The organism is Kribbella caucasensis, from assembly GCF_004361855.1.
Taxonomy (GTDB): Bacteria; Actinomycetota; Actinomycetes; order Propionibacteriales; family Kribbellaceae; genus Kribbella; species Kribbella caucasensis.
Genome location: NZ_SNWQ01000004.1, coordinates 49,256 through 72,490 on the forward strand (window position 1 = coordinate 49,256; position 23,235 = coordinate 72,490).

24 protein-coding genes are annotated in these 23,235 nt (G+C 68.0%); 17 read left to right on the top strand and 7 right to left on the bottom strand.

Annotated features, from left to right (window positions below; translation table 11 throughout):
- The first annotated feature begins 3 nt into the window (after positions 1-3).
- From EV643_RS10175 to EV643_RS10190, 4 genes are all read left to right on the top strand, one after another.
- Positions 4-357 carry a VOC family protein gene (locus EV643_RS10175; RefSeq protein WP_133799758.1) on the top strand — a complete coding sequence of 118 codons (354 nt, stop codon included), beginning with the start codon at positions 4-6 and terminating at the stop codon, positions 355-357.
- A 52-nt stretch (positions 358-409) separates the two neighbouring features.
- Positions 410-772, top strand: a complete 363-nt coding sequence (locus tag EV643_RS10180; protein ID WP_133799759.1) for a hypothetical protein — start codon at positions 410-412, stop codon at positions 770-772.
- Positions 773-867: 95 nt separating this feature from the next.
- Complete coding sequence (locus tag EV643_RS10185) at positions 868-1,866, top strand: aldo/keto reductase (RefSeq protein WP_133799760.1); 999 nt, start codon at positions 868-870, stop codon at positions 1,864-1,866.
- A 101-nt stretch (positions 1,867-1,967) separates the two neighbouring features.
- Positions 1,968-2,336, top strand: a complete 369-nt coding sequence (locus EV643_RS10190) for a cupin domain-containing protein (RefSeq protein WP_133799761.1) — start codon at positions 1,968-1,970, stop codon at positions 2,334-2,336.
- Positions 2,337-2,343: 7 nt separating this feature from the next.
- Here EV643_RS10190 and EV643_RS10195 read toward each other — a convergent pair whose 3' ends face one another.
- Positions 2,344-2,739: a VOC family protein gene (locus tag EV643_RS10195; protein WP_133799762.1), complete on the bottom strand. Its 396-nt coding sequence runs from the start codon at positions 2,737-2,739 to the stop codon at positions 2,344-2,346.
- Between the two features lie 76 nt (positions 2,740-2,815).
- On the opposite strand from EV643_RS10195, the gene EV643_RS10200 reads away from it, so the two are divergent.
- Both EV643_RS10200 and EV643_RS10205 read left to right on the top strand, forming a co-directional pair.
- Positions 2,816-3,106: a DUF4287 domain-containing protein gene (locus EV643_RS10200; RefSeq protein WP_133799763.1), complete on the top strand. Its 291-nt coding sequence runs from the start codon at positions 2,816-2,818 to the stop codon at positions 3,104-3,106.
- A gap of 28 nt (positions 3,107-3,134) precedes the next feature.
- The gene (locus EV643_RS10205) at positions 3,135-3,644 is read left to right on the top strand and encodes a tetratricopeptide repeat protein (protein WP_133799764.1); all 510 of its coding nucleotides are present in this window, start codon (positions 3,135-3,137) and stop codon (positions 3,642-3,644) included.
- A 54-nt stretch (positions 3,645-3,698) separates the two neighbouring features.
- Here the strand turns inward: EV643_RS10205 and EV643_RS10210 are convergent, their stop codons facing one another.
- The 3 genes from EV643_RS10210 to nhaA all read right to left on the bottom strand — a co-directional run bounded on the left by EV643_RS10210 (position 3,699) and on the right by nhaA (position 7,136).
- Complete coding sequence (locus tag EV643_RS10210) at positions 3,699-4,541, bottom strand: SAM-dependent methyltransferase (RefSeq protein ID WP_202869501.1); 843 nt, start codon at positions 4,539-4,541, stop codon at positions 3,699-3,701.
- 158 nt (positions 4,542-4,699) lie between these two features.
- A complete protein-coding gene (locus tag EV643_RS10215; RefSeq protein WP_133799766.1) occupies positions 4,700-5,155 on the bottom strand; it encodes a rhodanese-like domain-containing protein in 456 nt (151 codons plus the stop codon).
- A gap of 97 nt (positions 5,156-5,252) precedes the next feature.
- Positions 5,253-7,136 (bottom strand): Na+/H+ antiporter NhaA, encoded by a 1,884-nt coding sequence (gene nhaA / locus EV643_RS10220; protein WP_202869502.1) that lies wholly within the window; start codon positions 7,134-7,136, stop codon positions 5,253-5,255.
- Positions 7,137-7,530: 394 nt separating this feature from the next.
- On the opposite strand from nhaA, the gene EV643_RS10225 reads away from it, so the two are divergent.
- Both EV643_RS10225 and EV643_RS10230 read left to right on the top strand, forming a co-directional pair.
- Positions 7,531-8,673: an ROK family transcriptional regulator gene (locus tag EV643_RS10225; protein WP_133799767.1), complete on the top strand. Its 1,143-nt coding sequence runs from the start codon at positions 7,531-7,533 to the stop codon at positions 8,671-8,673.
- A 39-nt stretch (positions 8,674-8,712) separates the two neighbouring features.
- Complete coding sequence (locus tag EV643_RS10230; RefSeq protein WP_133799768.1) at positions 8,713-9,357, top strand: GNAT family N-acetyltransferase; 645 nt, start codon at positions 8,713-8,715, stop codon at positions 9,355-9,357.
- A 54-nt stretch (positions 9,358-9,411) separates the two neighbouring features.
- On the opposite strand, the gene EV643_RS10235 is transcribed toward EV643_RS10230, so the two are convergent.
- A complete protein-coding gene (locus EV643_RS10235; RefSeq protein WP_166665393.1) occupies positions 9,412-9,957 on the bottom strand; it encodes a CGNR zinc finger domain-containing protein in 546 nt (181 codons plus the stop codon).
- A gap of 332 nt (positions 9,958-10,289) precedes the next feature.
- Here EV643_RS10235 and alr point away from each other — a divergent pair, with 332 nt between their 5' ends.
- The 9 genes from alr to fdhD all read left to right on the top strand — a co-directional run bounded on the left by alr (position 10,290) and on the right by fdhD (position 20,377).
- Positions 10,290-11,402 carry an alanine racemase gene (alr, locus tag EV643_RS10240; protein ID WP_133799770.1) on the top strand — a complete coding sequence of 371 codons (1,113 nt, stop codon included), beginning with the start codon at positions 10,290-10,292 and terminating at the stop codon, positions 11,400-11,402.
- Positions 11,399-12,391 carry a D-alanine--D-alanine ligase family protein gene (locus tag EV643_RS10245; protein ID WP_166665394.1) on the top strand — a complete coding sequence of 331 codons (993 nt, stop codon included), beginning with the start codon at positions 11,399-11,401 and terminating at the stop codon, positions 12,389-12,391. The genes alr and EV643_RS10245 overlap by 4 nt, the downstream gene beginning before the upstream one ends.
- On the top strand, positions 12,372-13,013 hold the full coding sequence (locus EV643_RS10250; RefSeq protein WP_133799772.1) for a M15 family metallopeptidase: 642 nt from the start codon (positions 12,372-12,374) through the stop codon (positions 13,011-13,013). The genes EV643_RS10245 and EV643_RS10250 overlap by 20 nt, the downstream gene beginning before the upstream one ends.
- 98 nt (positions 13,014-13,111) lie before the next feature.
- Positions 13,112-13,606 carry an NADH-quinone oxidoreductase subunit NuoE family protein gene (locus EV643_RS10255; RefSeq protein WP_238165482.1) on the top strand — a complete coding sequence of 165 codons (495 nt, stop codon included), beginning with the start codon at positions 13,112-13,114 and terminating at the stop codon, positions 13,604-13,606.
- The gene (locus EV643_RS10260; RefSeq protein ID WP_133799773.1) at positions 13,603-15,129 is read left to right on the top strand and encodes a formate dehydrogenase beta subunit; all 1,527 of its coding nucleotides are present in this window, start codon (positions 13,603-13,605) and stop codon (positions 15,127-15,129) included. The genes EV643_RS10255 and EV643_RS10260 overlap by 4 nt, the downstream gene beginning before the upstream one ends.
- Positions 15,126-17,936: a formate dehydrogenase subunit alpha gene (gene fdhF / locus EV643_RS10265; RefSeq protein ID WP_133799774.1), complete on the top strand. Its 2,811-nt coding sequence runs from the start codon at positions 15,126-15,128 to the stop codon at positions 17,934-17,936. The genes EV643_RS10260 and fdhF overlap by 4 nt, the downstream gene beginning before the upstream one ends.
- Entirely contained in the window at positions 17,936-18,175 is a 240-nt protein-coding gene (locus EV643_RS10270) for a formate dehydrogenase subunit delta (protein WP_133799775.1), read from the top strand. Before fdhF ends, EV643_RS10270 begins: the two co-directional genes overlap by 1 nt.
- Positions 18,176-18,189: 14 nt before the next feature.
- Positions 18,190-19,362 carry a molybdopterin molybdotransferase MoeA gene (locus tag EV643_RS10275; RefSeq protein ID WP_133799776.1) on the top strand — a complete coding sequence of 391 codons (1,173 nt, stop codon included), beginning with the start codon at positions 18,190-18,192 and terminating at the stop codon, positions 19,360-19,362.
- 172 nt (positions 19,363-19,534) lie between these two features.
- On the top strand, positions 19,535-20,377 hold the full coding sequence (fdhD, locus tag EV643_RS10280) for a formate dehydrogenase accessory sulfurtransferase FdhD (RefSeq protein ID WP_133799777.1): 843 nt from the start codon (positions 19,535-19,537) through the stop codon (positions 20,375-20,377).
- A 23-nt stretch (positions 20,378-20,400) separates the two neighbouring features.
- On the opposite strand, the gene EV643_RS10285 is transcribed toward fdhD, so the two are convergent.
- Both EV643_RS10285 and EV643_RS10290 read right to left on the bottom strand, forming a co-directional pair.
- Positions 20,401-21,042, bottom strand: coding sequence for a response regulator transcription factor (locus tag EV643_RS10285; RefSeq protein WP_133799778.1), 642 nt, complete (start codon positions 21,040-21,042; stop codon positions 20,401-20,403).
- Entirely contained in the window at positions 21,039-23,132 is a 2,094-nt protein-coding gene (locus tag EV643_RS10290) for a sensor histidine kinase (protein ID WP_133799779.1), read from the bottom strand. The genes EV643_RS10285 and EV643_RS10290 overlap by 4 nt, the downstream gene beginning before the upstream one ends.
- Positions 23,133-23,235: the final 103 nt, after the last annotated feature.

Sequence of the window (23,235 nt, forward strand, 5' to 3'; positions counted from 1 at the left end):
GTTATGGAGATCGATCTGTTTGCTGGGGTGCCGGTTCGGGAGTATGCGGCGGCGGTGGCGTGGTACGAGCGGTTCTTCGGTGGGCCGCCGGCGTTCTTGCCTAATGAGGTCGAGGCGGTTTGGGAGATCGCTGAGCATCGGTACATCTACATTGAGGAGTTGCCGGAGCAGGCCGGCCACGCGCGGCACACGATCTTCGTCGGCGACCTGGACGCGGTGGTCGAGGGGATCGCGGCGCGCGGCATCGAGCCGGTGGAGCGGGAGACGTACGAGAACGGCGTCCGGAAGATCATCTATCGCGACCCCGACGGCAACGAAATCGGCTACGGCGGCGGTCCGGTCGGATCGGAGGCCTGACCACCGGATCCCGGCCGGCTTGCTGTCAGCCTGGGGAGAGCAGGCTCCGTAGGTGCGGAAGGCCATGGAGGTAGCCCTCGGCTTCGGCCAGCTGAATGGCTTCCGCCACGAGAGCTGTGGCGTTGCCGTCACCACGGGCCGCGGCCAGCTCGCAGCGCGCCAGGCGGGCGTCGAAGTGGTCTATCGGCGGCCCCGTCTCCAGCGCCTCCTGAACATGGGCGGCCGCCGGTACCAGCGTCCCCTGGGCGATCTCGGCCATGGCGAGACCGGACAGGGCCCACGAATGGAACAGGGGCAGGTGCGCCGACCTGTCGAGGGCCGCGACGAACGCCTGGTGGGCGCCGTCGAGATCGCCGCGGGCCTGACAGACGATGCCGAGACCCCGTTCAACCTGGTCCTCGAAGCCAGACCGTGACGAGCCGGTGGAGTCGCCGCTGTGAGGGGGGTACTGCGATTACATGTATTGCCAGTGACTCCCACCGCTCGCCGGGTCTGGCTAGCGTCGGCGCTATGGACAAGCGAACCCTTGGTACCAATGGCCTGGAGGTCTCCGCGATCGGGCTCGGTTGTATGAGCATGACCGGCGGTTACAGCGACAAGCCCGATCGGCAGGAGATGATCGCGCTGATCCGGAACGCTGTGGATCGCGGCGTCACCTTCTTCGACACTGCTGAGATCTACGGTCCGTACGCGAACGAGGAGCTCGTCGGCGAGGCACTCGCGCCGTACAAGGACCAGGTTGTGATCGCCACCAAGTTCGGGTGGGACATCGATCCGGTCGAACGGAAGCCGCGGGGGCCGGTCACCAGTCGTCCCGAGGTGATCAAGCACGTCGTCGAAGGTTCGCTCCAGCGGCTTGGCGTCGACACGATCGACCTCTATTACCAGCACAGGGTCGACCCGCAGGTCCCGATCGAGGACGTCGCGGGTGCGGTCAAGGAGCTGACCGAGGCCGGCAAGGTGAAGTACTTCGGCATGTCCGAGGCGGCCGCCGGGACGATCCGCCGGGCGCATGCGGTCCAGCCCGTGACGGCGGTGCAGAGCGAGTACTCGCTGTGGTGGCGGCGTCCCGAGGAAGAGGTACTGGCCGCGTGCGAGGAACTGGGGATCGGGTTCGTCCCGTACAGCCCGCTCGGCAAGGGGTTCCTGACGGGCACCATCACCGCGTCGACGAGTTTCGATGCGGGCAACGACATCCGCAGTACGATCCCTCGCTTCGAGCCGGAGGCGCTCAAGCACAATCAGGCCGTCGTCGATCTGCTCGCGAGCATCGCCGAGCGCAAGGGCGCCACTCCGGCCCAGATCGCGCTCGCCTGGCTGCTGGCCCAGAAGCCCTGGATCGTCCCGATCCCCGGTACGCGCAAGCCGCACCGTCTGGAGGAGAACCTCGGCGCCGCCGATGTCGAGCTGACGGAGGCCGAGCTCACCGAAATCGAGGACGCCGCCGCCAAGATCCAGGTACAGGGCGGCCGGTACGCCGAGGCCGCGGAGCAGATGACCAACCTCTAGCCCGCAACCGACTTCAAGCAGGGCTGAAACGGTTGCCAGTACGGGTGATGCGTGCCAGCGTGAGCGGCTGATGGGTGCTCACAAGCGCTGGGAGGGTTGGCATGAGTCTGTCGGATGGAGTTTCGGTCGAGGACCTGGTGATCAACCGGGCCGACGGACGGGACGACGGCGAGGACTGGACCGAGAACTACGAGGAGCTGCCCGGTGCCGCCGGGATCTCCATCATTCTCGAGTCGACGTCGAAGGAGGGTGTCGGGCCGCGGTTGCACAAGCATCCGTACGCCGAGACGTTCATCATCCGTCGTGGGTCGGCGACCTTCACGATCGGCTCGAACCAAGTGGTCGGCCGCGCGGGGCAGGTCCTCGTCGTACCGGCTGATACGCCGCACAAGTTCGCGACCGGTCCGGGTGGATACGAGGCCGTGCACATCCACGCGAACTCGCGCTTCGAGACCGAGTGGCTGGAGTAGGCCGTAGTCAGCCCAGTTCCTCGAACAGGGTCAACTGGATGCCGCCGGGGGTTTCCAGTCGGGCGTTGAGGGAGTTCCATGGCGTACGGGTTGGCTCGGCGATCACCGTCGCGCCGGCGCCCTCGAGCGTCCGGGTGAGGCCGGTCGCGTCGGTGACCTGCAGGGCGACGCGGAACTGGCCGGCCACCCGGCGGCCGACCTCCGTCTGATCGATGTAGGCGGCGTGGTTCGGATCGGTGATCTCCAGCGTGGCGCGACCCGCCTCCAGGATGGTGACGTTCCCGTCCTCGGAGGAGAAGGCGGCTTGCTCGGGCAGACCGAGGACGTCGCGGTAGAAGGTGACGGCCTCGGCGTAGTCGGGTGCGGTGACGACCAGGCGCAGTTCGGTGACTTCGTGACTCATCTCCGGATTCTCTCAAGGCCGTGTGTCGAGATCGGGATCGCCCGCTCGACGCATGGGCAAGAGAGAGGAGCTGGACATGTCGTTTCAGGCGTATCTGGACAAGATCGAGGAGAAGACCGGGCTGACGCCGCGGGAGTTGGTCGCGCGGGCGGCCGATCGCGGGTTCGCGGGGCCGGGGGTGAAGGCCGGTGAGGTCGCGGACTGGCTGAAGGACGAGTACGGGCTCGGCCGCGGGCATGCGATGGCGCTCGTCCACGTGATCAAGAACGGGCCGAAGATCAGCTCGAAACACGTCGGCTCGACCGGCGTACACCGGGACGAGTCCGACACTCTCTGGCTGGACGGCAAGGCCACCAAGCCAAGCTGACCCGGCTGCGCAGTACTGATCCGGCATCATGGGTGCTGTGAGCAATGACCTGACGCCGGAGCTGGCCGCGACGATCGAGGCTGCGTTCGCCCGGAGGGACCGGGCGAACATGCAGCCGACCATCGACTTCTTCGTGGATCTGCTGCGGCAACACCCGGGCAACCCGTACGTGCTGTACGAGGTCGGCGGCTCGTACGACACCGACGGCCAAGAGGACAAGGCCATCTTGTACTACGAACGCGCGCTGCCCGGGCTCGCGGGCGACACCAAGCGCCGGTGCCTCCTCCAGTACGGGAGCACCCTGCGCAACCTCGGCCGGTACGACGAGTCGCTGGCAGTCTTCACCAAGGCGTGCCAGGAGTTCCCCGAATCCGACTCACTCCGCGTGTTCAAGGCCCTGACCCTGCACGCCGCCGGCCGCAAGGACAAGGCCCTAGCCACCCTCCTCCTGGTCATCGCCGACCGCGTAGACACCCCCGACCTCCGCCGCTACGAAGCCGCCCTCCGAGGCAACGCCGACCACCTAGCCAACCTCTGACACTGTCCTCGTTCGAAGACAATCTCGTATTGTCCTCGTTCGAAGACAGTGGGGTCAGGGTTTGCGTGCTACGGCGCCGTAGAGGAGGTGGGCGGCCGCGGGGCGGAGGTCTGGGAGGTCTTCGTCGGTTTGGTGGCGCCAGTCGAAGAGGCGGACGAGGCCGGGGTCGACCAAGTCGAGGCCGTCGAACAGGGTGGCGATCTCGGCGGGGGTGCGCGGGGTGAGGGTCGGGAAGAACGGCTTGAAGCGGGCCTCGATCGCGGTCGCGAGTCCGTCGGCCTCGCTGCCGTCGCGCGGGTTCACCGCGTGGCTGATCGCCAGGTAGGAGCCGGACGGGAGGGCATCGGCGTACTCCGCGACGATGCGGCGGGCGTCCTGGATGTCCTCGATGTGGTGCAGGACCATCGCGAGCAGCACGGCGACCGGCCGGTCGAAGTCGATCAACTTGGTGACGGCCGGCTCGGTCAGCACCTGGCAGACATCGGTCAGGTCGGCCGCGGCGAACTGGGTGCTCTCGTTGTCGACCAGCAACGCCTGACCGTGGGTGATCACGGACGGGTCGTTGTCGACGTACACCACCTTGACCTCGGGATCGTGGCGCTGGGCGATCTGGTGGGTGTTCTCGGCGGTCGGCAGACCGGATCCGGCGTCGAGGAACTGGGAGATCCGGGCCTGGCGGGCCAGGTACGCGATCACGCGGCCCAGCCAGCGGCGGTTCTCCCGGGCCCAGACCGGTGTCTCCGGCGCGATCTCGACGATCTGCCGGTACAGCGCCCGGTCGCTCTCGTAGTTGTCCTTGCCACCGAGAAAGAGGTCGTACACCCGCGCGATGCTCGGTCGGGTCGTATCGATCCCGGGCGCGATCAGTCCGCCGCCGTCGGACCCGCGCTCCGCCACCACCAGTCGACCTCCTCAGGAGTTTCGCCTTCACAGTGAGGCTATCCGACCGTTGCCCAAGGCTCCCAAACGACCTGTGTTTCTTTGCGATCCTCGAAGAGTGCACCCTCGGTGACACGACGACTTCACCCCGGTGACACCAGGATGGTCGCCGACTCTCAGCAGGCGCAGGCGACGTCGCGTGGCGCGACCAGGGTGTCGATCGCGCGCCGCGTGGTCCCCGCCGACGTCTCGACCGGGAGTCCTTCGCGGGCCCAGTACTCGAACCCGCCGATCATCTCCTTGACCGGATACCCGAGCTTGGCGAACTCGAGCGCCGCCCGCGTCCCCCCGTTGCACCCCGGCCCCCAGCAGTACGTCACCACCGACGTCCCGGCCGGTACGACGTCCGCCGCGCGCGCCGCGATCTCCCGGGTCGGGAGGTGGATCGCACCCGGCACATGACCCTGATCCCAGCTCTCCTTGCTCCGGCTGTCGACCAGGACCCAGCCGGTCAGGCCGGCCCCGATGTCGGCGGCCACGTCGGACGGGTCGGTCTCGTACGCCAGCCGGCCGGCGAAATGTGCGATCGCCAGCTCAGCGGCGGCGGGCGGGACCTGCAGCACCGAGGACATCATCGAACTCCTTCACGAATCGGGAGCCCTCAGGTTGCAGGAGGCGGCAGACCCAGCAACAGTGGCAGAAATGACGTACTACTACAAGATTCTGCCGCTACGCGTTGCGGCCGATCCGAGCCCGGGCCCGAGCGACCTTGATCGCCGCGGTCAGCGTCTCCACGTCGTACGCGCCGTAGTGCCGTTGCCCGTTGACGAAGAACGTCGGCGTCCCGGACACCCCGCTCAGGTCGGCCGTCTCCACATCGCGCGCGACCCGAGCCGCGGCGACATGCCGTTTCACGTCATCGTGCAGGCGTTGCGTGTCCAGCCCGAGCTCCTCGGCGTACCGCAGCAGGTCCGCGGGCTGCAGGTTCTCCTGGTTCGCGAGCAACACATCGTGCATCTCCCAGAACGCCCCCTGCGCCGCCGCGGCCTCCGCCACCTCCGCCGCGATCTGCGCCCGCGGGTGCACATCAGACAACGGCAGGTGCCGCCACACGTACCGAAGATCGTCGTCCTTGAGCAGATCCCGTACGACGGTCTCCGCCCGACCGCAGTACGGGCACTCGAAATCGCCGTACTCGACCAGCGTCACCGACGCGGTCTCCGGTCCTCGGATGTGGTCGTACTCCGGGTCGACAGGCTCGACGAGATCGACCAGCTGCTCCGCATCCCCGAGCATCGCGACCGCCTTCTTCGGCGGCGACAACAACGCGGCCACGCGGAACACGAGCCAGGTCAGCACCGACGACACCACCACCGCCGACAGCAGACCCAGTTTCGCCTCGACCAGCTGCGGACCCTCGAACGCGATGGTTGCGATCAGCAACGAGACGGTGAACCCGATCCCGGCGATCGTGCCGCTGCCGGCCACCCCGGCCCAGCCGACCAGGGGACGCAACCGGCCGCGGGTGGACCGGGCGATCAGCCAGGACGCCCCGATCACGGCGACCGGTTTGCCGATCGAGAACCCGAACAGGATGCCAAGCGTGATCGGCGACGTGTACGCCTCGGCCAGGAAGTCCAGGTGGATCGGGAAACCCGCGTTCGCCAGGCCGAAGAGCGGCACGATCAGGTAGCTCGTCCACGGGTGGAAGACGTGCTGGAGCCGGTCGTTCGGCGACAGGGTCGAGGTCAGGCCGACAGTCGCCGTACGGGCCAGCTCGGGCGTCGGCTGCTCGCGGAACAACCGGAACAACCCGGTCGCCTGCTCCAACTCGTCGCGCCCGGGTGAGTACGCCGGCGCCGTCAGGCCGATCGCGAGGCCGGCCACCACCGGATCGACGCCACTGGTCATCAGCGCGGCCCAGGTGAGGATGCCCAGGACGACGTAGACGAACGGTTTGCGGACGCCGAGGATCGACGCGGCGAGCAAGGCGCCGAAGGCAACGACCGCCATCAGCAACGGCATGATCGCGATGTCCTCGCTGTACACGACCGCGATCACCACCAGCGCGATGATGTCGTCCACCACGAACACCGACAGCAGGAACACCCGGACCCGATCCGGGACTCCGCGGCCGACCAGCGCCAGCAGACCGAGCGCCAGCGCGGTGTCGGTCGACATCGCAGCGCCCCAGCCGTGCGCGCCGTCGCCGCCGAAGTTGAAGGCGAGGTAGACGAGCGCTGGCAGCACCATCCCGGCGACCCCCGCGATCAGCGGCAACACGAACCGACTCCGCTCGCGCAGATCGCCGAGATCGAACTCGCGGCGCGCCTCCAGCCCGACCACCAGGAAGAACAGCGTCATCAGGCCGCCGTTGATCCACTCGCGCAGGCTCAGGCCGAACTCGTCGGACCCGAGCCGCAGCGAGAACTCGGCGTGCCAGAGTCTTTCGTACGACTCCGGTGCGACGTTCGCCCACAGCAACGCGGCCACGATCGCCCCGGCCAGCACACCGGAACTGCCCGCCTCGGTCCGCAGGAACGACCGCATCGGCGCCGCGAAATCCCTGGTCCAGGCGGTCCGCTGACTCAGCCGCCCGCTGAACTCCGACACCTCACCCAACCCGTACTACGGACGCCAGGCTCACGGGTCCAACCGTAGCCCTCGTTGCAAGCCGACTGCCGGAGGTGCCCAGCAAGTGATCGATTGACGCGAGCTGCCGCATTGATTTTTCGTGCTGAGGGGCGCATACCTGAAAAAGAAGTGGGTACCGCCTCCTCGTTGGATTTCGACGCCGGGGTGAGTGCGGCCAGTGGCGCGGGCCGGGTCTCGCCCCGGCGGCCCACGTCTCAAGCTCCTTTCCCGCACTTGCGTACTGCGCCCGGCGCACACTCGAACCCTTGGCGAACCGGTTAACCTCGGCATCGCGGTGTCCGGGTCCTCCGGTGTGTCGGCGTACGGATTGCGTATCCTGCGGGTGGCGGCGTGGGTTAGGAGAGATGTCTTGGTGGCTGGTGCTTGGCAACCGTTGACGGGAGCGTCGCACCAGGTCGCGCTGGAGATCCTGCTCGACGGCCCCCTCTCCCGGGCGGAACTGTCCAAACGGGTGCGCCTCTCGCCGGGCAGCCTGACCCGGTTGACCAAACCGATGCTCGAGTCCGGTCTGCTGGTCGAGGTCACCGCCGGCCAGTCCGATCCCCGCGTCGGCCGCCCGTCCCAACCACTCGACATCGTCCCGACCGCCCACCACTTCGTCGGCATCAAGCTCACCGGCGACACCGCGGTCGGCGTACTGACCACCCTCCGCGCCGAAGTCATCGCCACCGAGGAACGCAAACTCCCCGACCACGCACCCGAATCCGTGGCCAGCACGATCACCACGCTCGCCGAGTCGCTTGCCCAGGGCGCCTCGATCGACGGGATCTCCGGGATCGGGATCTCGCTCGGCGGGCAGGTCGTGGAGCGGGCCACGGTGCGATGGGGGATGTTCCTGGATTGGGAAGAGGTGCCGCTCGGGGACCTGTTGCGCGCGCGGACCGACGTACCGGCGGTGGTGGCGAACGACATCACGGCGTTGACCGAGGCGACGCACTGGTTCGGGGCCGGCCGGGGCGTGAGCCGGTTCTGCCTGCTGACGATCGGGGCGGGGATCGGGTACGGGCTGGTGGTCCACGACAAGCTGGTGGACAGCGGGGACGCGAGTCTGGGGTTGATCGGGCATCATCCGCTGATTGCGGGTGGGCCGCGGTGCGATCGGGGGCACGAAGGGTGTGCGAGTGCGCTGCTCACCACGGACGCGGTGGTCACGCAGGTGGGCGAGGTCCTCGGGCGGGCGGTGGGGTATGAGGAAGCCCTTGATCTGGCGGCCCAGGGAGACGACGGCGCCAAGCGGGTGATCGACCGGGCCGGGTTTGCGCTCGGCAAGCTGGTCGCCGCGGCCGCGAATCTCACGTTGCCGGAGCGGATCGTGATCGGCGGCGAAGGGGTCCGGCTGGTCGAGGTCGCTCATGACGCCCTGCTGGACGGGCTCCACGTCGACCGGCATCCGGCCGCGACCGATCCAGAACTCGTGCTGCTCGATCCCGACTTCAGCGAGTGGGCTCGCGGTGCGGCCGTGATCGCGATCCAGACCTTCGTCCTCGGCAGCTGAAGATTTGGTAACTGCCTACTCCATGATAGACAGTTATGTATGGATGAGCTGTTGCGCCGTTGGCAGCGTGGGTGGGGGCTCTGCCGTGGACTGTCGCCGGCCGAGGATCGGTCCACCGCGCTGGAGGTCACGCTCGGGTTGCCGGAGCGGGATCGTGAGCTGTTCGCCTTCCCGTCGAGCGAGTTCGGGGCGCTGATCACCGAGACCGTTCAGGCGACCAGGCCGACCTGGCTGACTATCACGACGCACGAGCCGGATGTGGTCGACGAGCGACTCCGGTACGCCGGGCTCACGGTGTTCGCCGAGCGCAAACTCCTGATGACGTGCGACCTGACGAACCACCCGCGCCCTGCCCTGCCGGCGCAGTACGAGTTGGAGAGCGCAACGGACGGGGCTGTGTACAGGGTGAAGTTGCTCGATCGGCAAGGGGCGATCGCTGCGCGCGGGATGATGGCCGTGGTCGGTGGGGATGCGGTGATGCACGACATCCATACCGATCCGGCGCATCGGCGACGCGGTCTCGCCAGCGTCGTGATGGGTGAGCTCGCGCGGATGGCGGTAGAGCGCCGGGCGATCAGCGGGATCCTGATGGCGACGATCGACGGCGGCTACCTCTACGCCAAGCTTGGCTGGTCGTCGGAGGCAACAATGCTCACCGCAACCACGCCCAGCCGCGCGGCCTGAGCCCCAAGCGCCGGGCCGGTCGGCGGCGGCAGGGTCGCGGACGGGTTTAGCGGCCTAGGCGCTGCGGGCGCGGTGGGCGGCGACTTTGGTGCGGTTCTGGCAGGCGGGTGAGCAGAATCGTTGTGTGCGGCTCCGGGTCGCGTCCAGGAACAGGTTGTCGCAGCGGTCGGCATCGCAGATCCGCAGGCGGGCCCGCTCATCACTACCGAGCAGCATCGCGGTCGCAGTGGCGAACTCGGCCAGCCAGCCGGTCGCCGCCGAGACGCCGGGGCTGACGAAATGCAAATGCCACGGGCCCTCACGGCGGACGAGCCGCGGCGCCGCGCGAGTGCTCTCCAGCAGGTCGTTGATTGATGTGGCCGCGGCGTCGACCTCACCCTCCGCAATCCGCCGTAACGACGCATAGAGATCCCGCCCGCCGACCGCGAACGGCTGCAGCTCGATCTCCGGCAGGCGGTTGGTCGTCAACCGGAGCGCCGCCTCGACCGCCGCGGCATCACCGGCCGGGCGCGGCCGCCCCTGGGCGAATTCCCCGCCGAAACTGTTCGCCAACGCCACCGCCGCGTCCAGCGAAGCCCTCAGATGATCGGTTGCATCCACCCAGCAAGTATCCCGGGAACCGCGCCACGGTGGTGGTGCGTACATCTCGACAGTAGGTAGTCGGCAAATCGCCGCCGGCCTGCGCTCAGCGCAGGTGCAGCTTAGCCGGAAACGGCCACTACCTCATGTCGAGATGTACCGCCTGAGGCGCGGGTGCAGCACCTTTGGAGGAGGGTGGCGGGGCAGGACACCCGGGGGGGCTCATTCATGTGGACGAGGCGACTCAGACCGCGGCACGGCTCTCGCTACGACCACGGTCGTACGCCACCCGACGGCAACCTCCGACTCCGAACCGATGTGCGGGTTCGTTGCCGGAAACAACAATAGCGGCCATGAAACTGCGGACCCGCTGCCTCGGCCTGGCCGAAGCGGTCGTCGATCTGAGCGCCGTCGAGGCCAACGTCCGGCAGATCCGGCAGCGGCTCCGGCCCGGTACCGAGGTCCTTGCCGTGGTCAAGGCGGACGCGTTCGGTCACGGCGCCGTCCAGGTCGCCCGAGCCGCGATCGGGGCCGGCGCGACCTGGCTCGGCGTCGCCCGGGCCGACGAGGCGCTCCAACTCCGCGCGGCCGGGCTGACCGCACCGATCCTGGTCTGGCTGTACGACGCATCGGAGCTGATGTTGCTCGCCGACGTCGACGTGAGCGTGTCCACGGTCGCCGAACTCCAGCAGGTGATCGACACCCCGTCCGTCCACAACATTCACCTCAAACTCGACACCGGCCTGCACCGCGGCGGCAGCAACCCCGAACAGTGGATCGAACTCACTCGCACAGCCGCGTACTACGAAGCGCTCGGCGCGATCAAGATCCGCGGCATCTGGTCCCACCTGTCCCACGGCGACGAGCCCAACGCACCCCAGAACCAAAAACAACTCGAACTCTTCCGCACCGGCCTCACCCTGGCCCGCCGCGCCGGCCTGAACCCGAGCGTCATCCACCTGGCCAACTCCGCCGGCGCACTCACCCTCGACGCCCCCGACTGCAACCTGGTCCGAATCGGCGCCGCCCTCTACGGCATCGACGAACTCGGTATCGAGCTGACTCCACCGATGCGACTCGTCTCAAAGGTCGCCCAGGTACGCCGAATCCGGGCCGGCGAAGGAATCTCCTACAGCCATGACTACGTGGCGCCCCACGACACGACCGTCGCGCTGATCCCACTCGGCTACGCAGATGGCATTCCGCGCAACACGACGGGCCAGGCGAGCGTCCTGATCCGCGGTGTCCGGATGCCCATCCGCGGCCGGATCGCGATGGACCAGTTCGTCGTCGACGCCGGCGACATCCCCCTGGAACCAGGCGAACCAGTCACCATCTTCGGCGACGGCAGTCAGGGCGAACCGACCGCGGCCGACTGGGCCGAATGGGCCGGCACCATCCCGCACGAGATCTACTGCGGCCTCGGCCCCCGCATCCCCCGCCGCTACGAGGAGACGACCCGATGAAGGTGGCAGTGATCAGCGGCGGCGCGAGCCCCGAACACGAGGTGTCACTGGACAGCGGCGAAGGCATCGCCGACGCCGCGGAAGCTCTCGGCCACACGGTGCTCAGACTCGTGATCGATGCCGACGGCAATTGGTACGACGGCCAGCACGAAGCGATCGCTCTGCTCCAGGACTGCGATGTCGTCGTCCCCGCCCTGCACGGCGAAGGCGGCGAGGACGGCATCCTGCAAGGCTTCCTCCAGCACCTGAAGATCCCGTACGTCGGCAGCGGCGTCGCGGCCAGCGCCGTCGGCCTGGACAAGCACCTCACCAAATCCGTACTGCGTGCCCACGGCATCCCCGTAGCGCCTGGGATCACATTGCACAACGACGACGCCGAGTCCACGATGCAGAAACTCAAAGCGGCCGGCCTCGACTTCCCCGTCTTCGTCAAACCCGCGAACGGCGGTTCGAGCTTCGGCGTCACCCGTGCCACGGATCTCCCGTCCTTGACGCAGGCCATCGAGACCGCGGCCGCTGTGGATCACGACATCCTGGTGGAACAAGAGATCCGCGGCCGCGAGATCGACCTTGCCGTGCTGGAGTTCCCCGACGGACGGATCGACACCGCGCCCGCGTTGGAGATCCACGCGGACCCGGCCGAGCCGTTCTTCACCGCCACTGCGAAATACGCCAGCTCGGCGACGGAGTTCGTCGTACCGGCTGTGTTGGAGACCTGGCTCGCGCGGCGGTTGCGCAGTACGGCGATCGAGGTGTTCCAGACGCTCGGGTGTGCCGGACTGGCTCGGGTGGACTTCTTCGTCCCGGCTGGCGGGGAGCCGGTGGTCAACGAGATCAACACCTTCCCCGGATTCACCCCGGCCTCACAGTTCCCGCGGATGTGGGCCGCGGCCGGGATATCCTACGCCGACGTCGTACAGAACCTGCTGGAGACCGCCCATGCCCGTGCCACCCAGTCCCGTAAAACTCATGCCCGTACTGCTCAGTGACGACCGGATCGCCCGGATCCCCGCGATCGAGTGCGGCGAGCCACTGGTCGACCTCACCGACTGGGGCATCTCGACGGCGGATCGGCAGTTCGTCCGCGAAGGGCTGGCCGATCGCCTCGCCATCGCGGACAGCTTCCTGCCCACGGGGATCAGGTTGCACGTCGTCGAGGGATTGCGCGAACTCAAGCTCCAGCAGGAGATCTACGATGGCTACCGCGCCGAACTGGTCCGACTCAACCCGGGAATCTCACCCGAAGAAGCACACGTCCTGGCCAGCCGATTCGTCTCGCCGGTCGAGGTCGCACCGCATGTCGCGGGCGCGGCGGTAGACCTGACCTTGATCGGTGCGCACGGCCCGCTCGACCTCGGTACGCCGATCGACGCGACCCCCGAACAGAGCAACGGCGCCTGCTTCTTCGACGCCACCAACATCAGCCGCGAGGCCCGCGCGAACCGGTCACTCCTGGCCGACATCCTGTCCTCGGCCGGCCTGGTGAACTACCCCACCGAGTGGTGGCACTGGTCCTTCGGCGACCGCTATTGGGCCTACACCGAACAACACCCCCACGCCATCTACGGCCCACTTGCGCAAAACCAAATAGGCCAGAATCATGTGCTGTAAATCCGATCCGGTGAATACTGGATATTGATAGGAGCTGCCTATTGCGTGATAGGCAGCTTTGCTTTGACCCGGGCCGGTGTGGCCGGGACCGTTGGGTTATGACGATGGAAGTCACGGATTCCGCCCCGCCACCGGCCGCCGGACGTCCCCAGCGCGTGCGCGAGCTCGCCACCGAACGCAAAAGGATGCGCGGTGCGTTGATGCCGATCCTGCATGCGGTGCAGGAGGAATTCGGCTGGATAAGTCAGACCGACATCCCCGTGATCGCGGATGTACTGAACTTATCCGTTGCCGAGGTGCACGGCGTGGTGACGTTCTATCGGGACTTCCGCCGCGAACCGGTGGGCCGGACCGTCGTCCGGATCTGTCAGGCCGAGGCGTGCCGCTCGGTCGGCGCCGTCGACCTGGCCGAGCACGCGAAACGCAGTACCGGCCTTGGGTTCGGTGAGACGACGTACGACGGACGGCTGACCGTGGATGAGGTGTTCTGCCTCGGCAACTGCGCACTCGGTCCGGCGGTCCAGGTCGGCGACAAGGTGCACGGCCGGGTCACGCCCGCCCGGCTGGACGCGATCCTCGGGGAGGCACGATGAAGGTGTTCGTACCGCGGGACGCGGCGGCCCGGTCCGTCCGCGCCGATGAGGTCGCCGAGCGGATCGCTGCCGTAGCGGCCGGCGCCGATGTGGACGTGGTCCGCAACGGATCGCGGGGCATGCTCTGGCTGGAACCACTGGTCGAGGTGGAGACCGCCGAAGGACGGGTCGGGTACGGACCGGTCGCGCCCGAGGACATCGACGGACTGGTCGCCGCCGGGATGCTGACGGGTGGCGCCCGCAGTGAAGGCGCCTATCTCGGACTCGTCGACGAACTCCCGTGGATGAAACGCCAGCAGCGGTTGACGTTCGCTCGCGTCGGCGTCGTCGATCCTCGTTCGGCCGACGACTTCGCGCAGTACGAAGGAAACCAGGGACTGAAGCAGGCGCTGACCATGTCGCCGGCCGACGTGGTCGAGGAAGTCGTGAACTCCGGACTGCGGGGTCGCGGCGGCGCGGGGTTCCCGACCGGGATCAAGTGGCGCACGGTGCTCGGGGCCGAGTCGGACCTGAAGTTCGTTTGCTGCAACGCGGACGAGGGAGACTCGGGGACGTTCGCCGACCGGATGCTGATCGAGGGCGACCCGTTCGCGTTGATCGAGGGGATGACGATCGCGGCGTACGCCGTCGGCGCGACCGAAGGCTACGTGTACCTGCGGTCGGAGTACCCGGATGCGATCGAGACGCTGAACGCGGCGATCGTCACCGCCCGCGAGCGGGGCTGGCTTGGGCCGAACATCCTCGGCTCGGAACTCAGCTTCGACCTGCATGTCCGGGTCGGCGCCGGCGCGTACATCTGCGGTGAAGAGACGAGCATGCTGGAGAGTCTCGAGGGTAAGCGTGGGATGGTCCGGGCGAAACCCCCGATCCCTGCCCTGGAAGGACTTTTCGGCCGCCCGACCGTGGTCAACAACGTGTTGTCGTTGGCAACGGTCCCGACGATCCTGGCGAACGGCGCGGCGGCGTACGCGGCGTACGGGATGGGCCGTTCGCTCGGCACCAACGTGTTCCAGCTGGGCGGCAACGTCGCCCGCGGCGGGATCGTCGAGACCGCGTTCGGGATCACGCTCGGCGAGTTGGTGCAGGAGCTCGGTGGCGGTGCCGCGTCCGGCCGGCCGGTTCGCGCGGTCCAGGTCGGCGGACCGTTGGGCGCCTATCTCCCGGTCGAGCAGTTCGACCTGCCGATGGACTACGAGTCGTTCGCCGCGGCCGGTGCGATGGTCGGGCACGGCGGCATCGTGGTGTTCGACGAGACCGTCGACATGGCCGCGATGGCCCGGTTCGCGTTCGAGTTCTGCGCCGAGGAGTCGTGCGGGAAGTGCACGCCGTGCCGGGTCGGCGCGGTCCGCGGCGTCGAGACGATCGACCGGATCACCGCCGGCGTCGACCGGGACAAGAACCTCGTCCTGCTCGACGACCTCTGTGACCTGATGACCGACGGTTCGCTCTGCGCGATGGGCGGCCTCACCCCACTGCCGGTACGCAGTGCCGTCCGCCACTTCGGAGAGGACTTCCAAGCATGACCCTGCTCAAGGAACCCGATTTCGGAACTCCGGCCCGCGACGGCGAGGCGACCGTCGAGCTGACCATCGACGGGATCGCCGTCGCCGTCCCACCTGGGACTTCGGTGATGCGCGCGGCCAAGCAGGCCGGGGTCGACATCCCCAAACTGTGCGCGACCGACAGCCTGGAGGCGTTCGGGTCCTGCCGGTTGTGCGTGGTCGAGATCGACGGCGCGCGCGGTACGCCGGCCTCCTGTACGACGCCGGTCGGGCCGGGCATGGCGGTGCGGACCCAGAACGAGAAGCTCGGCAAGCTCCGCCGCGGGGTGATGGAGCTCTACATCTCCGACCACCCGCTCGACTGCCTGACCTGTTCGGCCAACGGCGACTGCGAACTGCAGGACATGGCCGGGGTCACCGGACTGCGCGAGGTCCGGTACGGCTCCGGGGTCGAGGCCGGCGCGAACCACATGGACGCGCCGACGGACTCCTCGAACCCGTACTTCGACTTCGACGCCTCCAAGTGCATCGTCTGCTCCCGCTGCGTCCGCGCGTGCGACGAGGTCCAGGGCACGCTCGCACTCACCATTGACGGTCGCGGCTTCGACTCGAAGGTTGCCGCCGGCATGGATGTCGGCTTCATGGACTCCGACTGCGTGTCGTGCGGCGCATGTGTCCAGGCCTGCCCGACCGCGACCCTGCAGGAGAAGTCGGTCGTCGAGCTCGGCATGCCTACCCGCTCGGTCGTCACCACCTGCGCGTACTGCGGGGTCGGCTGCTCGTTCAAGGCCGAGCTCCGCGGCGACGAACTCGTCCGGATGGTGCCGTACAAGAACGGAGGGGCGAACGAGGGGCACAGTTGCGTCAAGGGCCGGTTCGCCTTCGGGTACGCGAGTCACCCGGATCGCGTGCTCGAACCGATGGTCCGCGACGCGATCACCGATCCGTGGCGCAAGGTCTCCTGGGAGGAGGCGATCGGCTTCACAGCCCGCCGGCTGCGTGAGATCCAGGCTGCCCACGGCCAGGGTTCGATCGGCGCGATCACCTCATCGCGGACCACCAACGAAGAGGTCTACGCGGTGCAGAAGATGGTCCGCGCGGTGTTCGGCAACAACAACGTCGACACCTGCGCGCGGGTCTGCCACTCGCCCACGGGGTACGGGCTCAAGCAGACCTTCGGCGAGTCGGCCGGCACCCAGGACTTCCGCTCGGTGGAGAAGTCGGACGTGATCCTGGTGATCGGCGCGAACCCGACCGACGGGCACCCGGTGTTCGCGTCCCGGATGAAGAAGCGGCTTCGCCAGGGAGCCAAGCTGATCGTGGTCGACCCGCGGCGGATCGATCTGGTCCGCTCGCCGCACATCGAGGCGCAGCACCACCTCCAGCTCGCGCCCGGGACGAACGTTGCCGTGATCAACGCTTTCGCGCATGTGGTCGTCACCGAAGGTCTGGTGGACCGTGCGTTCGTCTCCCAGCGGTGTGAGGACTTCGATACTTGGGAGCAGTTCATCTCCGCTCCGGAGCACAGCCCCGAGGCGGTTGCGTCGGTCACGGGTGTGGACGCGGAGGAGTTGCGCGCGGCGGCCCGGCTCTTCGCGACCAGCGGCAACGCGGCGATCTACTACGGTCTGGGCGTCACCGAACACAGCCAGGGCTCGACCATGGTGATGGGGATGGCGAACCTGGCGATGGCGACCGGCAACATCGGCCGCCGTGGTGTCGGCGTGAACCCGTTGCGCGGGCAGAACAACGTGCAGGGCTCCTGCGACATGGGTTCGTTCCCACATGAGCTGCCGGGGTACCGGCATGTGTCCGACGACGGCGCGCGGGACGTCTACCAGCAGCTCTGGGGTACGCCGCTGCTGAACGAACCGGGTCTCAGGATCCCCAACATGTTCGACGCAGCGATCGACGGTTCCTTCCGGGCGCTGTTCGTGCAGGGCGAGGACATCGCGCAGTCCGACCCGAATACGCAGCATGTATTCGCCGCGCTCTCCTCGCTCGAGTTGCTGGTCGTGCAGGATCTGTTCGAGAACGAGACCGCCAAGTTCGCGCACGTGCTGCTGCCGGGAACGTCGTTCCTGGAGAAGGACGGCACTTTCACCAACGCCGAGCGCCGGATCAACCGGGTCCGCCCGGTGATGGCGCCGCAGACCGGTAAGCAGGAATGGCAGATCATCTGCGAGATCGCCCAGGAGATGGGCTATCCGATGCACTACGACTCGGCCAGCCAGATCATGGACGAGATCGCGCTCACCACCCCGACGTTCATGGGAGTGTCGTTCAAGAAGCTCGACGAGGTCGGCTCGGTGCAGTGGCCGTGCAACCTGGAGCACCCCGATGGGACGCCGATCATGCACGAGGAGGAGTTCACCCGGGGCAAGGGCCGGTTCATGGAGACGGTGTACGTGCCGACGACCGAGCGGTCGACGCGGAAGTACCCGTTGATCCTGACGACCGGGCGGATCCTCTCGCAGTACAACGTGGGCGCGCAGACCCGGCGTACGGCGAACGTCGCATGGCATCCGGAGGACATCCTGGAACTGCATCCGCACGACGCGGAGGTGCGCGGGATCGAGGACGGATCCACGGTCGCGTTGTCGAGCCGGGTCGGGCGGACGACGTTGCGGGCTCGGTTGTCGGAGCGGATGCCGGTGGGGGTCTGCTACACCACGTTCCACCACCCGGTGACGGGGGCGAACGTGATCACCACGGACAACTCGGACTGGGCGACGAACTGCCCGGAGTACAAGGTGACCGCGGTACAGGTCGATCTGGTGGTCGAGCCGTCCGCGGCATCGCTGGAGACTGTTGCGGTGGGCAACTGATGAGCGGAGTGGGGCTTCCGCCGCAGGTCCGGCTGGCCAACGAGATCGCCCGCCAGTTCGCCCACCGTACGCCGGCCGACGCGGCGACTGCGATCGCCACTCACATCAGGGCCGTCTGGGATCCGCGGATGAAGGCGGCCCTGATCGCTCATCTGGATGCGGGCGGCGAGGACCTCGACCCGGTCGCGGCACTTGCAGCCGCCCAGCTCCGCCCGGTTGACGCACAAGGAGCCAAGTAGTGCAGACTGCGGGGATGCGTCGTCGTCATGCGGCGGCGGCGCTTCCCTGGGATGCAGCGAGGGAGTTGGCGCACGCCGCAGCCGCACCGTTGAAGTGTCGGCCCCAACCGCTGGCCGACACGTACGGCTGCACGCTCGCCACCCCGCTCGTCGCACCCGCTCCGGTCCCACCGGTGGACCGCGCCGCCATGGACGGCTACGCGGTCTCCGGCGCCGGCCCTTGGCGCCTGGTCGGGGTTGTGTCGGCCTCTTCGGGACAGGCGGCTCCACTGGCAGACGGCGAGGCATGCGCCATCGTCACCGGCGCCGCCATCCCGACTGGCACTACAGCAGTACTACCGGACGAAGAAGCTCTCCTGCCTTCCTCTGACACTGTCTCTGGTGAGGTTTCGCCGGGGCGGCACATTCGGCGGGCTGGGGAGGAGTGTGTTGCCGGGGAGGTGTTGTTGCCTGCTGGCGTTGTCGTGCAGCCGGGTGTGCTGGGGCTTGCGGCGACGCTCGGCCTCGACCGGCTGACGGTGATTCCGCAGCCCCGGGTTGCTTCGCTGGTGACGGGTGACGAACTCGTGCACCGAGGACCTTCAGGACCCGGCAGGGTTCGCGACGCGATCGGGCCGATGCTGCCTGGTCTCATCGGTCAAGCCGGCGCCATCGCCCTGCCCGTCGTGCACCTGCCGGACTCGCGCAGGGATCTGGTCAACGCCCTGACCGACACCCAGGCCGACCTGATCCTCGTCTCCGGTTCCTCCGCCTCCGGGCCGGCCGACCACCTGCGCCCCGCATTGGCGGAACTGGGGGGCGAACTGATCATCGACGGAGTCGCCTGCCGCCCCGGGCATCCCCAGGCACTCGCCAGGTTCGACGACGGACGGCTGGTACTCGGGCTGCCGGGGAATCCCCTCGCGGCATTGACCGCCTTCCTCACTCTCGGGGCAGCGGCTCTGCACCGGCTCCGGGGATTACCGTTGCCCACTCTCCCGATAGCGCCAGTACCCGGTGGGCTCGCGTGTCATCCGGATAGCACCCGTCTAGTGCCAGTCCGCGTCGGCCCGCAGGGCGTAGTACCGGTTGGTCATGGTGGTTCCGCGATGCTCCGGGGAGTCGCCAGCGCGGACGCCCTCGCGGTAGTCGACCCCGGACCAGCAGAGGCGATCGCCGCCCGCCTGCTCTTCCTAGGCCGTGTCTGATGGTTTCCTGCAGTCGCGAGCAGGTGCTCGGTGCGGTAGCTCGGTGTGCTGGAGTGAAGGCCTCGATGCGGTGTTCATCGTGGCCTTTGCTCCAGTGCAGCGAGATGCCGTGCCGAGTGCCGCGCAGCACGCAGGAAACCATCAGACACGGCCTCGACCCAGGAGCACAGTTGTGGGGCGTCTGATCGCACGCAAGCCTGTACTGCGACTCGGCCCGGCCGGCGAACGCACCCGCCCGGACTCCATCGCCGTCGAGGAACCACTGGAGATCCGGGTCGACGGCAAACCCCTCGCGGTCACCATGCGAACGCCCGGTCACGATGTAGAACTCGCTCACGGCTTCCTCCACACCGAAGGCGTGATCGGTTCACCCGACGACATCCGCGACGCCCGGTACTGCGATTCGCGCGACGACGAAGGCCGCAACACCTACAACGTCCTCGACCTCGGCCTGGCCCCCGGCGTCCCTTCCCCGACGGTTGGAGTCGAGCGGAACTTCTACACGACCTCCTCTTGCGGCGTCTGCGGCAAAGCTTCCCTGGACGCGGTCCGCGTGAAGACCCGTTTCTCCCCCGCCGACGACCCGATCCGCGTGCCCCTCGACGTACTGGCGTCACTGCCGGACCGCCTGCGCGAACACCAACAGGTCTTCGATCGCACCGGCGGCCTGCATGCCGCCGGCCTGTTCACGCCAACCGGCGAACTGCTCGTGGTCCGGGAGGACGTAGGCCGCCACAACGCCGTCGACAAGGTCGTCGGCTGGGCCCTCCTCGGCGGCCTGATCCCCGCCCGAGGCTGCGTCCTGATCGTCTCCGGCCGCACCTCGTTCGAACTGGCCCAAAAGGCAGTCATGGCCGGAATCCCAGTCCTGGGCGCAGTCTCCGCCCCCTCCTCCCTGGCCGTCGACCTGGCCGACGAATGCGGCCTCACCTTGGCCGGCTTCATCCGCAACGGCTCCATGAACGTCTACGCCCACCCGAACCGCATCACCGTCCCGGCTCCCGTACAGATCTAGTGGCCAGTGTCCGACACGGGCCACTAGTTCGTGCCGAGGCCGGTGGTGCGGGCTCGGACTATTGCTTCGGCTCGGGTGGTGACCTGGAGCTTGGCGAAGATGCTGGTGATGTGGTTGCCGATCGTCGCGGTGGCCAGGTTGAGCCGGCTCGCTATGGCGGCGTTCCCCAGTCCGTCGGCGATCAGCGCCAGTACTTCGCGCTCCCGCGGGGTCAGCTCCGGGAAGAGCGCCTCGTCCGTGCGCGGGCGGGACAGATAGGCCAACGTCCGGCGCGCGATCCCCGGGCCGAAGATCGCCCCTCCGTCGGCGACGGCGGCGATCGCACGGATCACGTTGTCCCCCGCGGCGCCCTTCAGCACATAACCGCGTGCCCCGGCGCGCATCGCGGCGAACACCGACTCGTCGTCGTCGAACATCGTCAGCATCAGTACGGCGACGTCCGGCGCGACCCGGGCGATCTCGCGAGTGGCCTCGATCCCGGTGACCTCGGGCATCTGGATGTCCATCACGAGTACGTCCGGCTTCAGCGTGACGGCAGCCCGGACCGCCTCCGACCCAGTCGCTGCCGTACCGACCAACTCGAACCCGTCGCGAGCCGACAGCAGCGCCGCGAGTCCTTCCCGGACGATGCCGTGGTCGTCGGCGACGACAATGCGAACCGTCATCCGCCTGCTCCCAACTCCGACTCGGCCGGCGACACCCGGACCGGCAGCGGCAGCGATACCCGGACTTGGCCGCCGGTGCGGTCGTACCGGATCTCGCTCTCGCCGCCGAGTTCGGCCGTGCGCTCGCGGATCGAGGTCAGGCCGACCCCGGGCTGCCAGCTGTCCTCGGCGTTCACGCCATTGTCACGGACCTCCACGCGCAGGGCCGTCTCCGCCACGCTGAGCGTGACGACAGCCCGCGACGCCGTGGAATGCCTGATCACGTTGGTGAGCGCCTCGGTGACGATGCGATAGGCGGCAACCTCAACCGCTGCGGGAAGTTCCGGCAGCTCGACCGGTGCCTCGACGGTGACCGTGAGAGCACCCTCACCAGCCCGACCGGACAAGACCGTCCGCCCGGACAGAACCGCCGCGTGCTCGCGAAGCGCGCCGAGGAGTCCCATCCCGTCCAGCACGGGCGGGCGCAGATCGTAGGCGAGCCGACGGATCTCCTCGATCGCACCGATGGTCTGATCCCGCAGGTTCGCCAGCAGCTCGGCACTCCGCGCCCGGTCGGCTTCGAGCAGCCGCAGGGCCGCATCGGCGTTGAGGACCACCCCGGTCAGAACCGGCCCGAGACCGTCGTGCAGATCTCGCCGGATCCGGCGCCGTTCCTCCTCCCGGCCACTGATGACTCGCTGCCGCGACACCTGGAGTTCGTCCGCCAACCGCCCGGCCTGAACAGCCACCGTCAACGGAGCTGCAAGCAACGACAACACCCGCTCGTCGGCCGCGTCCAACCGATGCTCGCCGGAGCGCAGCCCAACCACGAGCTCGCCGATCCGCTGCTCCCCCGAATGCAAGACGATCGCCTGCCGAGCGGCCGGAAGCTCCCCATGGCCGGCCACCACCAGCTCGCCGACGACGATGGACGCCGCCGGGAAGTGCATCACCCGGCAAAGCGCTTCGAGTACTCCGTCCAGCCCTGCGCCGGCCCCGACACCTTCCCCCGTACCGGTGCCGATCTCGCCGAGTCGCTCCCCGATCGCGGCGATCGCACGGACCGGATCCCGTCGTGCGCCGTAGAACGCCCGGTGGATCAGGCTTTGCAACCACAACCTGACCGGGTTGAACGCCAACGCGATCAGCAAGGTGGCAAGGACCGAAGACCCGAGCGACACCTGGCGTCGTACGGCCTGGTCCATCAGGGCCACCAGGCCCAGGTACGCCGCGATCACGCCGCCGGTGAGCAACAGGTAGAGCAAGGAACGGGAGACCACCAAGCGGATGTCGAGCAGCTGGTACCGCAGTACGGCGATCGTGATCGACAAGGGAATCAGCACGATCGGCAAGATCCCCAGCAGCAACGACTCGGTACTCAGTACGGCCTCGAGCGTGAACGCCGAGACCACCACGACCATCGCCATCACCAGCCAGAGCATCCTCCGCCGGACCACGTCGTCACCCCGGCGGTAGGTGATCACCAGAATGACGAACGCGCCCAGGTAACTGGCCAGCAGGCCGATCCCCCAGATGGCGTTGAGCCAGGACGGCTGACCCGTCCACGGCGGCGCCGGATACGCCTGGATCCCGAGCTCGGCAGACATGCCACCCAGGGGATCGAGGACACCGGCAACCATCAGGCCACCCGTGTTGACGAGCAGCAAGCCGACGAACCACCGCAGGCGACTCCGCAACCGCCCGTCGGGAAACAGCACCAGAGCCAGCGGGATGAAGAACGCGACCGCCCAGTTCCAGCCGAAGCCGTTCACGACCGTCGCGAAAACCCGCCAGCCCCAGCCGTCGCCGGCAGCCCAGGCAAGAACCGCCATCCCGGTTCCGGTGAACGCATAGCAGCAGCCGCCGAGCAGCAGCACCCAACCGATCAGGTTGCGCGGACGGTAGAAGGCGATCGGCCAGCCGGCCACGGCCAGCGCCATACCGAGGATCGTGTTGCTGACCACAAGTAAGTCGACCAGGCGTGACCACGGCAACCCCGACAGTGCCGACGCGACGACCGTGAGCACGGCCTCGGCGACCGCCACCCCGAGCAGCACCGTGGCCGCCACACTGCGGCGGTGGTCGTACTGCGCTTCGAGGTCGCTGGTCACGTCCTCATCATCAGGACCTCGGGCCCCTGTCGCATAGGGGCCTGGCCCTGGACAACCCAGGAAATCCCACCGCCAGAGGGTGGGTCAGCACTCTGCGAACCAG

Excerpts from the sequence above, each read along its gene's own strand:
- EV643_RS10175 (WP_133799758.1), top strand. The coding sequence starts at position 4 with ATGGAGATCGATCTGTTTGCTGGGGTGCCGGTTCGGGAGTATGCGGCG.
- EV643_RS10185 (WP_133799760.1), top strand. The coding sequence starts at position 868 with ATGGACAAGCGAACCCTTGGTACCAATGGCCTGGAGGTCTCCGCGATC.
- EV643_RS10190 (WP_133799761.1), top strand. The coding sequence starts at position 1,968 with ATGAGTCTGTCGGATGGAGTTTCGGTCGAGGACCTGGTGATCAACCGG.
- EV643_RS10195 (WP_133799762.1), bottom strand. The coding sequence starts at position 2,739 with ATGAGTCACGAAGTCACCGAACTGCGCCTGGTCGTCACCGCACCCGAC.
- EV643_RS10200 (WP_133799763.1), top strand. The coding sequence starts at position 2,816 with ATGTCGTTTCAGGCGTATCTGGACAAGATCGAGGAGAAGACCGGGCTG.
- EV643_RS10205 (WP_133799764.1), top strand. The coding sequence starts at position 3,135 with ATGGGTGCTGTGAGCAATGACCTGACGCCGGAGCTGGCCGCGACGATC.
- EV643_RS10215 (WP_133799766.1), bottom strand. The coding sequence starts at position 5,155 with ATGTCCTCGGTGCTGCAGGTCCCGCCCGCCGCCGCTGAGCTGGCGATC.
- EV643_RS10230 (WP_133799768.1), top strand. The coding sequence starts at position 8,713 with ATGGATGAGCTGTTGCGCCGTTGGCAGCGTGGGTGGGGGCTCTGCCGT.
- alr (WP_133799770.1), top strand. The coding sequence starts at position 10,290 with ATGAAACTGCGGACCCGCTGCCTCGGCCTGGCCGAAGCGGTCGTCGAT.
- EV643_RS10245 (WP_166665394.1), top strand. The coding sequence starts at position 11,399 with ATGAAGGTGGCAGTGATCAGCGGCGGCGCGAGCCCCGAACACGAGGTG.
- EV643_RS10250 (WP_133799772.1), top strand. The coding sequence starts at position 12,372 with ATGCCCGTACTGCTCAGTGACGACCGGATCGCCCGGATCCCCGCGATC.
- EV643_RS10255 (WP_238165482.1), top strand. The coding sequence starts at position 13,112 with ATGACGATGGAAGTCACGGATTCCGCCCCGCCACCGGCCGCCGGACGT.
- EV643_RS10260 (WP_133799773.1), top strand. The coding sequence starts at position 13,603 with ATGAAGGTGTTCGTACCGCGGGACGCGGCGGCCCGGTCCGTCCGCGCC.
- fdhF (WP_133799774.1), top strand. The coding sequence starts at position 15,126 with ATGACCCTGCTCAAGGAACCCGATTTCGGAACTCCGGCCCGCGACGGC.
- EV643_RS10270 (WP_133799775.1), top strand. The coding sequence starts at position 17,936 with ATGAGCGGAGTGGGGCTTCCGCCGCAGGTCCGGCTGGCCAACGAGATC.
- EV643_RS10275 (WP_133799776.1), top strand. The coding sequence starts at position 18,190 with ATGCGTCGTCGTCATGCGGCGGCGGCGCTTCCCTGGGATGCAGCGAGG.
- EV643_RS10285 (WP_133799778.1), bottom strand. The coding sequence starts at position 21,042 with ATGACGGTTCGCATTGTCGTCGCCGACGACCACGGCATCGTCCGGGAA.